Here is a 13,849-nt window from a genome sequence, read left to right on the forward strand (position 1 = left end):
AGGAGTGCTTCAGACGATGCCCATTTCCAGCGCCTTCAGCACCGCGCGGGTGCGGTCGCGCACGCCAAGCTTGGACAGGATATTGGAAACGTGGTTCTTCACGGTGCCCTCGGCCACCTTCAGCGAGTTGGCGATTTCCTTGTTGCTGTAGCCGCCGGACAGCAGCCGCAGGATCTCGGTCTCGCGCTCGGTCAGCGGGTCGGGCTGCTCCAGGCTGGTGAACTGGTTCTGCATCCGTGCCACCCCGGCCATCAGGCGCTGGGTGACCATCGGCGCCACCAGCGAGCCGCCGCCGGCCACGGTGCGCACCGCCTCGACCAGTTGCTCCAGCGAGACGTCCTTCAGCAGGTAGCCGCGCGCGCCGGCCTTGAGGCCCTGCAGCACCAGCTGGTCGTCGTCGAAGGTGGTCAGGATGATGGTCGGCGGCAGCTCGTTGCGGGCGGACAGCGCCTGCAGCACTTCCAGCCCGCTCATGTTCGGCATGCGCAGATCCAGCAGCACCACGTCCGGCTTGACCCGCGGGATGTCCTGCACGGCCTGGGCGCCGTCGGCACACTCGGCCACCACGCGGATGTCCTCAGCCAGGTCCAGCAGCGAGCGGACTCCCTGGCGCACCAGATTCTGGTCGTCGACGAGACAAACGGAAATCATCGCGGATCCTCGGGCAGACACGGCTTAAGGGTAAGTGATGTTGACAGCCGGCGGGCCGGGCCACTGCCGACACCGGCGCATTTTCGCACGCCGCGCGAGCTGCCAAGGTTACGACACATGCAGCGCCGGCGGCTCGAGGCGCGTCGGCGCGTGCGCCAGCGCGGTGTGCTCGCCCAGCGGCAGCCGCACGGTCAGCGCGAAGCCCTGGCTGAGGCCGGTATCCAGCGTCACGCTGCCGCCGAATTCGGCCAGCCGCTCGCGCATGCCGGACAGGCCGTTGCCCGGCTCGACGTTCTCGGCACCGCGGCCGTCGTCGCGCGCGTGCAGGCCGAGCAGGTTGTCCCCCGCATAGGCGAAATTCAGCCACAGGTTGCGCGCACCGGCGTGCTTGGCGGTATTGGTGATGATCTCCTGGGCGCAGCGCAGCAGCACCTGCGCGCGGCGCGGATCCTCCACGCTGAAGCGCGGCGGCATGATCACGTGCACGCTCAGGCCGGGCACGCCCTCGGTGAGGCTGCGCAGCGCCTGGGTCAGGTCGATCGCATCGTCCTGGCGCAACTCGCTGACCACCTCGCGCACGTCGGCCAGCAGCAGCTTGGCCGTGCTTTGCGCCTTGCGCACGTGCGCGCCGGCGGACTCGTTGGAGAGGTGGCTGGCCACCTCCAGGTTCAGGCTCAGCGCGGTCAGGTGATGGCCGATCAGGTCATGCAGGTCGCGCGCGATGCGCATGCGCTCGGCGATCCGGCTGGACTCGGCCAGCAGGGCGCGGGTGGCGCGCAGTTCGGAATTCAGCCGGCGCTGCACCTCGCGCTGTTCGGCCTGCTGGCTGGCCACTGTCGAAGTCACGAACACCAGCACCGAGATGCCCAGGTAGATGCTGGCCTGGATGAAGCCCACCGCGATGCTGTGGTCGTATTCGGGCCAGCCCGCGAAAACCGCGACCAGGCTCAGGTGCTGCAACACCAGCCAGAACGCGGCGAGCCAGAACGGCAGCAGCCACGGCAGCACCAGCGAGGCGACCACCATCAGCATCGCCGACAGGCCGCTGTGGCTGTACCAACCCACCGCCACTGCCGCCGCCGTCATCGAGGCCAGCCCGAGCAGCTTCAGCACCGGATAGCGGCGCGAGCCGAGGTTGCTGGTCAGCAGCCAGTACATCAGGCCGAAGATCAGATAGCACAGCGTCCACAGCAGCAGCGAGAAATTCGGACGGTGCAGTTGGTCCAGACGCTCGGCAGCCCAGTTCGTGACCAGCGGCGTGCCGGCCGACAGATAGGTGAAGAAGCCCGCATAGCGGAGCAGGCGGATATGGTTGAAGAAGGGCCAGCGCATCCCTGCATCATTGGGCGTACGGGGGGTTCGCGCAATGCGCGGGAAGTCATGGCCGGGCACGCGCCCCGGCCACGGCTTTACGAAGCTTTTACATGTGCCCTTGCGAGATGTAAGGGTCACAGCCGCATGTCATAATAGGCCATTGCGCGAGGCTGCTGCCCGACCTCGTCCCCGATTCCATCATTGCGGAGCAACGAATGGCCCTTGCCATCCGCGACGTGCGCGAGCACGACCTGGATGCCGTACTGGCGCTCAACAATGCCGCCGGTCGCTCCATCCTCGCCCTCGATGCAACCCAGCTGCGCTACTTCTACGAGCACGCCGAGTATTTCCGCGTGGCCGAGATCGACGGCCACCTGGCCGGGTTCCTGATCGCGCTGCGCGAAGGCGGCGACTACGCCAGCCCGAACTACCGCTGGTTCGCCGACCACTACCCGCAGTTCGTCTACATCGACCGCATCGTGATCGCGAACGCCTACCGCCGCCACGGCCTGGGCCGCATCTTCTACTGCGACGTGCACAGCTACGCCGAGGTGCGCGTGCCGCTGCTTACCTGCGAGGTGTTCCTGGAGCCGCGCGACGACGTGGTGGTGCTGTTCCACGGCACCTACGGCTTCCAGGAAGTCGGCCAGCAGCGCATGGGCGAGCACGGCCCGCAGGTCAGCCTGCTGGCGCGCGACCTGCCCAGCTACGCCTACGTGCGCGATACCTGGCTCGAACACGGCGGCCTGCCCGACGTGCCGTGGCTGGCCGAACGCGAGCACCCGGCCCGGCACGACGCCGCCCCGCGCCGCCTCGCCGGGGAGCGGCGCCCGTGAGTGTAAGAACAGAGACCAACGATGCCTGCGACCTGCGCTTCGGCCAGGTCGGCATCGCCTGCGTGCGCGTGCGCCGGGTCGACGCCGCCGCGCTGTGCGACGAACTCGAACGCCGCGTGCGCGCCGCGCCGCAGATGTTTGCCCGCGCCGCCGTGGTACTGGACCTGAGCCACCTGCTCGACCTGCCCGACGACGGCGCCGTCGATGCCCTGCTCGAAGCGGTGCGCAGCGCCGGCATGCTGCCGGTGGGCCTGGCCTACGGCACCAGTGAAACCGAGGCGCTGGCCAGGCGCATGGGACTGCCGCTGATCGCCAAGTTCCGCGCCGCCTACGAGCCGGCCCCGGGCAGCGCGCCCGTCGCCGAGCCGGCGGCACGCGCCGAACCGGCACCGGCGGTGCAGCGCGAGCCGATCCTGTCTGCGCCGGCGCCCGGCAGCATGCAGGGTGCGCAGCACCATGCCGGTTCGGTGCGCTCCGGCCAGCAGATCTACGCGCGCGAGCGCGATCTGATCGTCACCGGCGCCGTGGCCAACGGCGCCGAAGTGATCGCCGACGGCAACATCCACATCTACGGCGGCCTGCGCGGCCGCGCCATGGCCGGCGCGCAGGGCGACGCGAAGGCGCGCATCTTCGTCTCCGACTTTCGTGCCGAACTGGTGGCGATCGCCGGGCAATATCGCGTGTTCGAGCAGATTCCCGGCGACCTCGAGGGCCAGTCCGTGCAATGCTGGCTCGACGGCGACAAGCTGCTGATCGCCAGGCTGTAACCCCTTACAACAAGAACAATCATGCGGAGATGGGCCCTTGACTGCTGAGATTATCGTTGTCACTTCCGGCAAAGGCGGCGTCGGCAAGACGACGACCAGCGCCTCGCTGGCCACCGGTCTGGCCATGGCCGGCAAGAAAACCGCGGTGATCGACTTCGACGTCGGCCTGCGCAACCTCGACCTGATCATGGGCTGCGAGCGGCGCGTGGTGTACGACTTCGTCAACGTCGTGCACGGCGAGGCGACGCTGAAGCAGTCGCTGATCAAGGACAAGCGCTACGAGAACCTGTACGTGCTGGCCGCCAGCCAGACCCGCGACAAGGACGCGCTGACCCAGGAAGGTGTCGAAAAGGTGCTCGACGGCCTGTCCGAAATGGATTTCGATTACGTCGTGTGCGACTCCCCGGCCGGCATCGAGAAGGGTGCCCACCTGGCGATGTACTTCGCCGACCACGCGGTGGTGGTGGTCAACCCGGAAGTGTCTTCGGTGCGCGATTCGGACCGCATCCTCGGCCTGCTCGCCAGCAAGACCCGGCGCGCCGAGAAGGGCGAAAGCCCGGTCACCCAGCACCTGCTGCTGACCCGCTACAACCCCGCGCGCGTGGCGATCGGCGAGATGCTCAGCGTGAAGGACGTCGAGGAAATCCTCGGTATCGAGGTGGTCGGCGTGATCCCCGAGTCGGAAAACGTGCTGACCGCCTCCAACAACGGCATCCCGGTGATCGTCGACGCCGCCTCGCAGGCCGGCCAGGCCTACGGCGACACGGTGGCCCGCATCCTCGGCGAAGAGCGCCCGCTGCGCTTCATCGACGTACCGAAGAAAGGCTTTCTCCAGCGCGTGTTCGGAGGTTGATCACGATGGGCATTCTCGATTTCCTGAAGCGCAAGCCCGAAGCCACCGCCAGCGTGGCGCGCGAGCGCCTGCGCATCATCGTGGCACAGGAGCGCTCCACCCGCGGCGCGCCGGACTACCTGCCGATGATGCGCAACGAGCTGCTCGAGGTGATCAAGAAATACGTCCACGTCGACCTCGAGGCGATCAACATCAACTTCGAGCGCGACAGCGGCCACGAGATCCTCGAACTCTCGGTCACCCTGCCGGAAGGCAAGCCGGCCGCGAAGAGCGAAACCAAGGGCGAAGCCAAGACCGGCTGACAACCGGCCCAGCCGCTGCCGCGCTTCTCCGGGCCTGGCGACGCCGTGTCGCCAGGCCCGGCCCCACCCTCGAAGCCATCGCGCCCGCCGCGCACGTCCATGCACTCCGACACTCATTCCGCCTCCGGCGACGACCCGGCCAGCCGCGTACTGCGCCTGGACCAGATCGGCTTCGATGCGCCGGCGGCGCTGCTCGGCCGCTTCGGCCTGCAGCTGCGGCGCGTGGCGCCGGGCGCGCCGATCCCCGGCAGCTTCTGGGGCGAGCGCGAGGCCGGCATCATCGGCAGCACCGTCTACGCCCGCGGCGACACCCCGGTGCATTCGCTGCTGCATGAAGCCGGCCACCTGATCGTGCTGCCGCCGGAAAGACGTCCAGACGTCCATACCGACGCCACTGACTCGATCGAGGAGGAAGACGCCACCTGCTGCCTGCAGATCGTGCTGGCCGACGAACTGCCCGGCGTGGGGCGCGAACGCCTGATGGCCGACATGGACGCCTGGGGCTACACGTTCCGGCTCGGCTCAGCGCGCGCCTGGTTCGAGCACGATGCCGGCAACGCCCGCGACTTCCTCAAGGCACGCGGCCTGCCGCATGCCTGACGCGCGAACCCTGAACCCGAATCCCGAACCACGGCACCAGGCTACTTCGCGTGCCAGTCGCCGTCGGCACCCTTGCGGTATTTCTTCTTCACCGCTGCCCAGGCGACCTTGTGCGCCGCCTCCTCGCGCGACTCGCTGCCGCGACGATCGTCCTTGTCGGCGTATTCCTCCCAGGCGCCGTTGAACGCCTCCTTGTAGATTTCCTGCGCGTGCTTCGGCACGTGCTCGCGCACGCTGTCGGGCAGTTCGCTGATGGATGAATAAGGCATGGCGCGGACCCCGCAATGGACGAGTGACGCCTGGCTACCGTGTGCCCCGCATCATCAAGCCTCCGTCAACTCCACGTGGCCGCCGCGACAACCGCGACGCTCCCGTTCAGCGCCGCGAGACGTGCGCATCGCCCGGCACGTACCAGCGCCAGGGTTGCCCGATCGCGCGCGTGATGCCGATGCGCGTCGTGACCACGGGTGCAACCGGTGGCGGCACGCCATCGTCGACGATGCTGAAGCCGCCGGCACCGCCGACCAGGTCGATGCCGTCCTGCGCGCGACCGATGCCCATCGCCTGGCACAAGCGCGCCGGCCCGCGGCACAGGTCGCGGTCGCGGCGGCAACCCGGCCGCGCCGCGCGCATCGCGGCCAGCCCGCCCAGCGGCGCCAGCGCGCGCAGCAACACCGCGACGCCTTCGCCCTCCTCGCCGCAGACCGGGTTGCAGCACCAGTGCATGCCATAGGTGAAGTACACGTAGAGCAGCCCCGGTGCGCCGAACATCGTCGCATTGCGCGCCGTGCGGCCGCGCCAGGAATGCGCGGCCGGATCCGTCGGCCCGCAGTAGGCCTCGGTTTCCACGATGCGACCGCAGCGACCGTCCGCATGCAGCAGCACCTTGTTCAGCAGGTCGGGCGCGACCGCGCGCGGATCGCGCCGGTAGAACGCGCGATCCAGCGCCATGGGCCGCTCAGCCATGCCCGCGCATCCGCGGCGCGGACGCCGCTGCCGGCCTGCGACGGGACGGTAGCGGCGCCACGTTCAGCCCGCCGACTTCGGCTGGTAGCTGCCCACGTCCGCGCGAAAACCGATCGCCAGGCGGTTCCAGCCGTTGATGGCGATGATCGCCAGGGTGAGGTCGACCATCGACTTGTCGTCGAACTGCGCGTGCACCTCCTCGTACAGGGCGTCGGGCAATTCGTTCGTCGACAGCAGGGTGACCGCCTCGGCCCAGGCCAGCGCGGCACGCTCGCGTGCCGAGTAGAACGGCGCCTCGCGCCACGCCGCCAGCACGTGCAGGCGCTGCTCGGTCTCGCCGGCGGCGCGCGCGTCCTTGCTGTGCATGTCCAGGCAGTACGCGCAGCCGTTGATCTGCGACACGCGCATCTTCACCAGCTCGATCAGCGAGTGCTCCAGGCCCGAGCCATGCACATACATTTCCAGGCCCAGCATGGCCTTCAGACCCGCCGGCGCCGCCTTGCCGTACTCGATACGCTTGTTCATTGCAGACTCCTCGATGAAAGAACTGTTTCCTGCGCCGCTCAGGCCGGCTCGAACAGCCGCTGCGCGTCCGCATAGGTGAAAGTCGCCCCCAGGCCGTCGAAGCGGCCGCTCTCCAGCAACGCCGCGGCGGCGCGATCCACCGCCGCCAGCGCCAGCGTGGCGAAACGCGTGGCCGTGCTGACGCGGGCCACGCCGAGCCGGGCCAGCTCGGCCAGGTCCGGCATGCCGGAACCGGCAGCCACGTTGACCGGGGCGTCGATGGCCTGCACCAGCGCGGCCAGCACGGCTGGCTCGCCCAGCCCGATCGGATAGATGCCGTCGGCGCCCGCCGCCAGATAGGCCTGCGCGCGCTGCACGGCATCGGCGAGCGGCGCGGCCGGGTCGGCCACCTGCTGCATCCAGTGGTCCACCCGCGCGTTGATCACGAGCGGCACGCCGCTCGCCTCGGCCGCTTCGCGTGCGGCGCGGATGCGTGCCGCGGCTTCCTCGACCGGGCGCAGCGGACCGTGGCCGGGGCGGCCGTCCTCCAGGTTGATGCCGACCGCGCCGGCGGCGATCACCGCGTGCACGGTGGCGGCCACCGCCTCCGGCGTCTCGCCATAGCCGGTCTCGACGTCTGCCGTCACCGGCAGCTCGACCACCCGCGTGATCCGCGCGATCGCCGCCAGTACCTCGGCCAGCGGCGCCCGTTCGCCGTCGGCGTAGCCGAGCGACCAGGCCACGCCGGCACTGGTGGTGGCGACCGCCGCGAAGCCGCGCCGCGCGAACAGCCGTGCGCTGCCCGCATCCCAGGCGTTCGGCAGCAGCAGGATCGCGCGGCGATCGTGCATCTGGCGGAACGCCCGTGCCTTGTCGACCTGGCTCTGCCTGTCCATGCTCGTGCTGTCCACCCGCGGCGATGTCGAAACGCACAGGGTACGCCTGCGCGCCTCTCCCGGCACTGGCCCGACGCACCGGCGCGGCCTAGAGTGGCTTGCGCCAACCCCGAACGCATCGCTGGAGGGCACCATGGCCGCACGCCGGCTGGTATTGCTGTTCGATGGCACCTGGAACAAGCCCGAGTCGAACACCAACGTGGAACGCCTGCGCCGGCTGATCGCGGCACGCGATGCCGCCGGCGCCCGACAGTTGGTCAACTACATCCCGGGCGTGGGCGTGAAGCGCGGCATCGCCCATCTGCTCGGCGGCGCGTTCGGCTACGGCCTGTCCGACCACGTGCTCGATGGCTATCGCTGGTTGTGCGAGACCTGGCAGCCCGGCGACCTCCTCTACCTGTTCGGCTTCAGCCGCGGCGCCTATACCGCGCGCAGCCTCGGCGGGCTGATCCGCAAGTGCGGCCTGCTCCGCTGCGACGCCCACGCCAGCGTGGCCAGGCCCGACGCTGCGGCTGCCTACGCGTTCTATCGCGACACCGGCAGCAAGCCCGACGACCCGATCGCGGTGGAATTTCGCGCCAGCCATTCGATCGTGATCGACATCCACTTCATCGGCGTGTGGGACACCGTCGGTTCGCTCGGCATCCCCGGTACCGCCTCGTGGTTTCCCTACGCGCGCAAGCGCTATCAGTTCCACGACACCGAACTCAGCAAGATCGTGAAGTACGCCTACCAGGCGCTGGCGCTGGATGAGCACCGCGCCGACTTCGCGCCCACGGTATGGACGCGCAACCCGTACACGGTGAAGCCCGGCGAGACGCTGACCTCGAAGAAGCGCGAGCAGATCGAGATCGAACAGCGCTGGTTCATCGGCGCGCACGCCGACGTCGGCGGCGGCAACGCGCGCGACGGTGCCGGCCGCCGGCCCGACCCGCTGCCCGACCTGCCGCTGGCGTGGCTGCAGCGCAAGGCGATCGATACCGGCCTTGCCTGCAGCGAACGGCTGCTGCCGCCGGTCGATGCCGACCGTGGCGTGCCGCGCAATTCGTACCGGGAGTTCATGGACGGCATCTACAAGGAGTTCAAGCCGCCGTTCGACCGCCGGCTCGGTGCCGGCGTCAACGAGAAGGTGGACGACTCGGTATGGCAGCGCTGGCTCGCCGACGCCAGCTACCGCCCGCCGTCGCTGGTGCGGGCGCTGGCCGAGGCCAGCGTGTTGATGTCGGCGGATTCGGTGGTGCGCGCCGCCACGCCCGCGCCGGCCCCGCCCGCCTGACGCCCCGTCCGGCCCGGCTCGATCCGGCCGCCGTGTCAGCGCGGCTCGGCGATCTCCGCCTGCATCGCCGCCGTGCCGGCATCGGCCAGCGGCAGTTCCAGCGGCCGGCGCGTGAGGCGGTGATACCACCACCACGCCAGTACGCCGGCCACGGTCAGCGCCGAGGCGCCCAGCGCCAGTGGCAGCATGCCCCTGGACAGCAGCGGCGACATCACCCCGGCCACGAAACTGCACAGCAGCAGGCTGGCGAACGCCTGCACCGAGGAAATCCCGCCGCGATGATGCGGGAAGCGGTCCAGCAGCAGCAGGGTGAGGGTCGGGAACGCCAGCTGCACGCCGATGCCGTGCAGGATCAGCGGCAGCATCGACCAAGGCAGCCGCGGCGCGGGGAGCAGCAGCGCGAGCAGCAAATGCGCCGCGCACGCCAGCAACATCACCGCATAGCCCAGGCTCACCGTGGAGTTCGCGCTGTGCCGCCCGGCCATCCGCCCGGACAGCCAGGCGCCACCGATCAGGCCGCTGACCACCGGCAGGAACAGCCACGGAAAACCCTGCGCCGACAATTGCAGCAGCTCGCGCACGATGCGCGGTGCCGAGGCGATGTACAGGAACAGCCCGGCGAAGTTCACCGAGCTGGAAACCAGCAGCGGCCAGAACAGCCGGTCGCGGCCGAACGACCGGTAGCCCGCCAGCAGCGGCCGTGGCGCAAACCGCGTGCGCCGCGCCGGCGGGTGGGTCTCGTCCAGGAACAGCTGCAGCGCCAGCGCCAGCAGCACGGTGAACCCGGCCAGCAGCCAGAAGATGCCATGCCAGCCGCCCAGCGGCAGCAGCAGCGCGCCGACCATCGGCGCGATCACCGGCGCCACCCCGAAGATCATCATCACCTGCGACATCAGCCGTTGCGCGGCCGGCCCTTCCAGGCTGTCGCGGACCACCGCCCGGCCCACCACCAACCCGGCGCCGGCGCACATGCCCTGCAGGCCGCGGCAGGCCAGCAGCATCGCGAACGAGGTGGACATCGCCGCACCCACCGACGCCAGCGCATACACCAGCAGGCCGGCGACGACCACCGGCTTGCGCCCGACCGCATCGGAAATCGCGCCGTGGAACAGGCTCATCGCGGCATAGGTGACCAGGTACACGCTGATCAGCTGCTGCAGCGGCGCGGCATCCACGCCGAAGTGCGCGCCGACCAGCGGGAACGCCGGAAACACCGCATCGATCGAGAACGGCCCGATCATCGACAGCGCGGCCAGCAGCCACGGCAGGCTGCGGCGCACGGGACGGTGGGCTGGGTTCATGGCAACACGGGCATCGACGGGTCGCGCAGTATAGACGTCCGCGCTTGACGACGGGGCCGCCGGATCGACTAGGATGCCCCACCGGGAGATGGCATGCCTCCCGTTCCGGAGCCCTCGGGCACCTCGGGACAAACCGCTTCCCGCGATCCCGCGTCGAAGCTGATGATGCCTGCACCCCGGTTTCCGGCGGCGCAGGCGTGCCTGCCGCCGCGACAACCGGACACATTCACTGTCAGGAGGCGCGCACGTGGGCTTGAACGGATTTGTGGCAATCGGCATCGGTGGCGCCCTGGGCTGCTGGCTGCGCTGGGGACTGGGCGTGCTGCTCAACCCCGTCTTCCCCACCTTGCCGCTGGGCACGCTGGCGGCGAACCTCGTCGGCGGCCTGCTGATGGGCTGCGTGATGGGCCTGTTCGACCACTTCCAGGCGCTGTCGCCGGCGCTGCGGCTGTTCGTGTTCACCGGCTTCCTCGGCGGGCTGACCACGTTCTCCACCTTCTCGGCCGAGTCCGCCACGCTGCTGCTGCGCCAGCAATACCTGTGGTTCAGCGGCCACGTGGCCGTGCACGTGGCCGGCTCGCTGGCGATGACCGTGCTCGGCATCGCCCTCACCCGCAGCCTGTTGCGCCACTGAACCGGGAGCACCGCATGAACCAGGAGACCCTGCAGCACGGCGTGCACCTGTACTTCTACTGCCACTCGCGCACGAAGCACGACGGCATGCTGCTGTCCGAGTGGCTGCTGGAACAGGCCAGGGCGCATGGCCTGGGCGGCGGCTCCGTGTTCCGCGCGATCGCCGGCTTCGGCCGGCATGGCGTGCTGCACGAGGAGCAGTTCTTCGAGCTGGCCGACGACCTGCCGGTCAGGGTCGAGTTCCTGCTGCGCGAGGAACAGGCCGAGTTGCTGCTGCAGCTGGTGCGCGGCGCCGGCGTCGACGCGACGTATGCGCTTTCGCCGGCAAACTTTGCCCTGCTCGGCGGTGGTTGACCGCCACGATTCCACAAACCGCGAGACGACGCATGAGCCAGGACGACCTGAAGAATCGTGCCAGCGAACTGCTCGAACAGGCCGGCATCCGCATCGACGGCGATGCCCCGACCGACCTGCGCGTGCACGACGAACGCCTGTACGCACGCGTGTTCGCGCACGGCTCGCTGGGCCTGGGCGAGGCCTACATGGACGGCTGGTGGGACGCCGACGACCTGCCCGCGCTGTTCACCCGCCTGCTCACCGCCGGACTGGACCAGGAACTGCGCACGCTCGACACCCTGCTCGCCCACCTCAAGGCGCGCTTCGTCAACCTGCAGCGCGGCGAGCGCGCGTTCGAGATCGGCAAGGCGCACTACGACCTCGGCAACGACCTGTTCCACGCCATGCTGGGCAAGCGCCTGGTGTACTCCTGCGGCTACTGGGCCAAGGCCGACAACCTCGACGACGCGCAGGCAGCCAAGCTCGACCTGGTCTGCCGCAAGCTGCAGCTGAAGACCGGCCAGCGCGTGCTCGACATCGGCTGCGGCTGGGGCGAGGCGCTCAAGTACGCGGCCGAGCGCTACGGCGTGGAGGGCGTCGGCATCACCGTGTCGCAGCAGCAGGCCGACTACGCGCGCGAGCTGTGCGCCGGATTGCCGATCGAGATCCGCCTGCAGGACTACCACGAGGTCAACGAACGGTTCGACGCGGTGTTCTCGATCGGCATGTTCGAGCACGTCGGCGGCAGGAACTACCGCGCCTACTTCGAGACCGTGCGCCGCTGCCTGAAGAATGAAGGCCTCTCGCTGCTGCACTGCATCGGCAGCAACGGCGCGCCGGCGCAACCGGACCCGTGGATCGAGAAATACATCTTCCCCAATTCGATGATCCCCGCCGCCAGCCAGGTCACCGCCGCCCTGGAGGACCTGTTCGTGGTCGAGGACTGGCACAACTTCGGCGCCGACTACGACCGCACGCTCACCGCCTGGCGCGCCAACATCGAAGCCGCCTGGCCCAGCCTGCCGGCCAGCTACGACGAACGCTTCCGGCGCATGTGGCGCTACTACCTCGCCGCCTCCGCCGCCGTATTCCGCTGCCGCCGCGACCAGCTGTGGCAACTGGTGCTTAGCCCGCGCGGCGTGCCGGGTGGCTATCGCGTGCCGCGCTGATCGGCACGCACGGTTGCCCGTGGGTGCGCTATGACGAAGAAACCCTCACGCGGCCGGATCCCGGTCCTATCCGAACGGCGGCCGCATGGGAGAGTTCCTACGCTTTAGTGGACACCCTGAACTACCACTTCAGGAGTCCTCACTATGCCCAAACCAGGTCCGCGAACCACCTACCGATATACCGATGATTTCAAGGCGACAGCCGTCCGTTTGAGCCAGTTGCCCGGGGTCGCGGTGCAGGATGTTGCCGAGTCGCTTTACATCCATCCGTTCATGTTGTCTCGTTGGCGCAAACAGGCGCGCGAGGGTGTGATCATGACGAAGGGTGTCGCGGTGGATAAGGCGGTGGCAGCCGAGCTCAAGGAGCTGCGCCGCGTGAAGAAGGCCTACGAGCAGTTGAAGGTCGAGCATGACCTTTTAAAAAAAGCGATCGCGTTCACTTCCGGTCAAAAGGCGAGATCTTCGCGTTCATCCAACAGCAGCAGGAGTTCCACTCCGTGAGGTTGTTGTGTCGACTGTATGGCGTCAGCGCGAGCGGGTTCTATGCGTGGCGCGATCGTCCGGCCAGTTCACGGAGCCAGGAGGACGCGCGTCTGCTCGGGAAGATTCGCCAGATCCATGACGACAGCCGACAAACCTATGGCAGCCCCCGCGTGCATACGGGACTGCAAGGCGAGGGCGAGTCGGTCGGACGCCGCCGGGTCGAGCGTTTGATGCGGGACAACGCGGTGCGGGGGTGCTCGGCCGACCTGTATCGACGCTGCCCGGGCGTGGATCGTTTCTTCTCCAGTGTCGACAACCAGGTTCATGAGTTGACCGTGGATCGAACCGATCAGGTGTGGGTGACGGACGTGACCTACCTGAAAGTGTCGGGCACGTGGCGCTACCTGGCCACGGTCATGGACCGCTACTCGCGGCGACTGCTGGGGTGGTCGCTGGGCTCGGACCGAACTGCTCGCCTCACGCGTCGGGCGCTGGCCGCCGCCCTGCGCCAACGCAAGCCCCCAGCCGGCACGCTGCTGCACAGTGATCGCGGCGTGGAGTTTCTGGCCAGCGATTTCAAGCAGGCGCTGGCCAGCGCCGGGTTGGTGCAGAGCGTGAACCGCCCGCATCGCATGACCGACAACGCGCACATGGAATCGTGGAACAAATCCATGAAGTCCGACATGTACCACCGCCAGAACTTCACCAGCGAACACACGCTCCGAGCTGCCGTGCGCAGCTACATCGATTTCTACAACAGCAAGCGCTTACACTCGGCACTTGGCTATCGCTCTCCCATCGAGTTCGAAGCCTTGGCTGCCTAACCAAAGAGTGTCCACTTTTGCGTAGGAACTCTCCGGCTTCGCCGCCGCTCAACTCAGGCGTTAGGCCTCATGAAAAACTTCGCTCGTACATTGGCCTTGTTGTATGCGGCGATCGTTGGCTTGGCGGCCACTTGGGCT

18 protein-coding genes and 1 riboswitch are annotated in these 13,849 nt (G+C 68.6%); of the genes, 11 read left to right on the forward strand and 7 right to left on the reverse strand.

Going from position 1 to position 13,849, the window contains the following annotated elements:
- Window positions 1-9: 9 nt before the first annotated feature.
- Both R2APBS1_RS13280 and R2APBS1_RS13285 read right to left on the reverse strand, forming a co-directional pair.
- Window positions 10-651 carry a response regulator gene (locus R2APBS1_RS13280; RefSeq protein ID WP_015448302.1) on the reverse strand — a complete coding sequence of 214 codons (642 nt, stop codon included), beginning with the start codon at window positions 649-651 and terminating at the stop codon, window positions 10-12.
- A gap of 108 nt (window positions 652-759) precedes the next feature.
- Entirely contained in the window at window positions 760-1,983 is a 1,224-nt protein-coding gene (locus tag R2APBS1_RS13285) for a sensor histidine kinase (RefSeq protein ID WP_007507739.1), read from the reverse strand.
- Window positions 1,984-2,180: 197 nt separating this feature from the next.
- On the opposite strand from R2APBS1_RS13285, the gene R2APBS1_RS13290 reads away from it, so the two are divergent.
- The 5 genes from R2APBS1_RS13290 (at window position 2,181) to R2APBS1_RS13310 (ending at window position 5,323) form a co-directional block, all read left to right on the forward strand.
- Window positions 2,181-2,801: a GNAT family N-acetyltransferase gene (locus tag R2APBS1_RS13290; RefSeq protein ID WP_015448303.1), complete on the forward strand. Its 621-nt coding sequence runs from the start codon at window positions 2,181-2,183 to the stop codon at window positions 2,799-2,801.
- A complete protein-coding gene (minC, locus tag R2APBS1_RS13295; RefSeq protein ID WP_007507737.1) occupies window positions 2,798-3,568 on the forward strand; it encodes a septum site-determining protein MinC in 771 nt (256 codons plus the stop codon). The genes R2APBS1_RS13290 and minC overlap by 4 nt, the downstream gene beginning before the upstream one ends.
- A 37-nt stretch (window positions 3,569-3,605) precedes the next feature.
- Entirely contained in the window at window positions 3,606-4,421 is an 816-nt protein-coding gene (minD, locus tag R2APBS1_RS13300) for a septum site-determining protein MinD (protein WP_015448304.1), read from the forward strand.
- A gap of 5 nt (window positions 4,422-4,426) precedes the next feature.
- Window positions 4,427-4,723 carry a cell division topological specificity factor MinE gene (minE, locus tag R2APBS1_RS13305; protein ID WP_007507735.1) on the forward strand — a complete coding sequence of 99 codons (297 nt, stop codon included), beginning with the start codon at window positions 4,427-4,429 and terminating at the stop codon, window positions 4,721-4,723.
- 99 nt (window positions 4,724-4,822) lie between these two features.
- Entirely contained in the window at window positions 4,823-5,323 is a 501-nt protein-coding gene (locus R2APBS1_RS13310; RefSeq protein WP_007507734.1) for a hypothetical protein, read from the forward strand.
- 41 nt (window positions 5,324-5,364) lie between these two features.
- On the opposite strand, the gene chaB is transcribed toward R2APBS1_RS13310, so the two are convergent.
- The 4 genes from chaB to R2APBS1_RS13330 all read right to left on the reverse strand — a co-directional run bounded on the left by chaB (window position 5,365) and on the right by R2APBS1_RS13330 (window position 7,689).
- Window positions 5,365-5,592: a putative cation transport regulator ChaB gene (gene chaB, locus R2APBS1_RS13315; RefSeq protein WP_015448305.1), complete on the reverse strand. Its 228-nt coding sequence runs from the start codon at window positions 5,590-5,592 to the stop codon at window positions 5,365-5,367.
- 106 nt (window positions 5,593-5,698) lie between these two features.
- A complete protein-coding gene (locus R2APBS1_RS13320) occupies window positions 5,699-6,289 on the reverse strand; it encodes a DNA-3-methyladenine glycosylase (RefSeq protein ID WP_236100482.1) in 591 nt (196 codons plus the stop codon).
- A gap of 63 nt (window positions 6,290-6,352) precedes the next feature.
- On the reverse strand, window positions 6,353-6,814 hold the full coding sequence (locus R2APBS1_RS13325) for a carboxymuconolactone decarboxylase family protein (RefSeq protein ID WP_007507729.1): 462 nt from the start codon (window positions 6,812-6,814) through the stop codon (window positions 6,353-6,355).
- Between the two features lie 38 nt (window positions 6,815-6,852).
- Complete coding sequence (locus tag R2APBS1_RS13330) at window positions 6,853-7,689, reverse strand: isocitrate lyase/PEP mutase family protein (RefSeq protein ID WP_007507727.1); 837 nt, start codon at window positions 7,687-7,689, stop codon at window positions 6,853-6,855.
- 133 nt (window positions 7,690-7,822) lie between these two features.
- On the opposite strand from R2APBS1_RS13330, the gene R2APBS1_RS13335 reads away from it, so the two are divergent.
- The gene (locus R2APBS1_RS13335) at window positions 7,823-8,965 is read left to right on the forward strand and encodes a DUF2235 domain-containing protein (RefSeq protein ID WP_007507725.1); all 1,143 of its coding nucleotides are present in this window, start codon (window positions 7,823-7,825) and stop codon (window positions 8,963-8,965) included.
- Window positions 8,966-9,000: 35 nt separating this feature from the next.
- On the opposite strand, the gene R2APBS1_RS13340 is transcribed toward R2APBS1_RS13335, so the two are convergent.
- Complete coding sequence (locus R2APBS1_RS13340; protein WP_015448306.1) at window positions 9,001-10,266, reverse strand: multidrug effflux MFS transporter; 1,266 nt, start codon at window positions 10,264-10,266, stop codon at window positions 9,001-9,003.
- Between the two features lie 75 nt (window positions 10,267-10,341).
- Window positions 10,342-10,445: riboswitch (Fluoride riboswitch) on the forward strand.
- Window positions 10,446-10,513: 68 nt separating this feature from the next.
- On the opposite strand from R2APBS1_RS13340, the gene crcB reads away from it, so the two are divergent.
- The 5 genes from crcB to R2APBS1_RS13365 all read left to right on the forward strand — a co-directional run bounded on the left by crcB (window position 10,514) and on the right by R2APBS1_RS13365 (window position 13,711).
- Complete coding sequence (crcB, locus tag R2APBS1_RS13345) at window positions 10,514-10,900, forward strand: fluoride efflux transporter CrcB (RefSeq protein WP_007507721.1); 387 nt, start codon at window positions 10,514-10,516, stop codon at window positions 10,898-10,900.
- A 14-nt stretch (window positions 10,901-10,914) separates the two neighbouring features.
- Entirely contained in the window at window positions 10,915-11,253 is a 339-nt protein-coding gene (locus R2APBS1_RS13350; protein ID WP_015448307.1) for a DUF190 domain-containing protein, read from the forward strand.
- 32 nt (window positions 11,254-11,285) lie between these two features.
- Window positions 11,286-12,404 carry a cyclopropane fatty acyl phospholipid synthase gene (gene cfa, locus R2APBS1_RS13355; protein WP_015448308.1) on the forward strand — a complete coding sequence of 373 codons (1,119 nt, stop codon included), beginning with the start codon at window positions 11,286-11,288 and terminating at the stop codon, window positions 12,402-12,404.
- A 144-nt stretch (window positions 12,405-12,548) separates the two neighbouring features.
- On the forward strand, window positions 12,549-12,905 hold the full coding sequence (locus R2APBS1_RS13360; protein WP_007514494.1) for a transposase: 357 nt from the start codon (window positions 12,549-12,551) through the stop codon (window positions 12,903-12,905).
- Window positions 12,875-13,711: an IS3 family transposase gene (locus R2APBS1_RS13365; RefSeq protein WP_231381838.1), complete on the forward strand. Its 837-nt coding sequence runs from the start codon at window positions 12,875-12,877 to the stop codon at window positions 13,709-13,711. The genes R2APBS1_RS13360 and R2APBS1_RS13365 overlap by 31 nt, the downstream gene beginning before the upstream one ends.
- The last annotated feature ends 138 nt before the right edge of the window (window positions 13,712-13,849 follow it).

Source organism: Rhodanobacter denitrificans (assembly GCF_000230695.2).
In the GTDB taxonomy this organism is placed as follows: domain Bacteria; phylum Pseudomonadota; class Gammaproteobacteria; order Xanthomonadales; family Rhodanobacteraceae; genus Rhodanobacter; species Rhodanobacter denitrificans.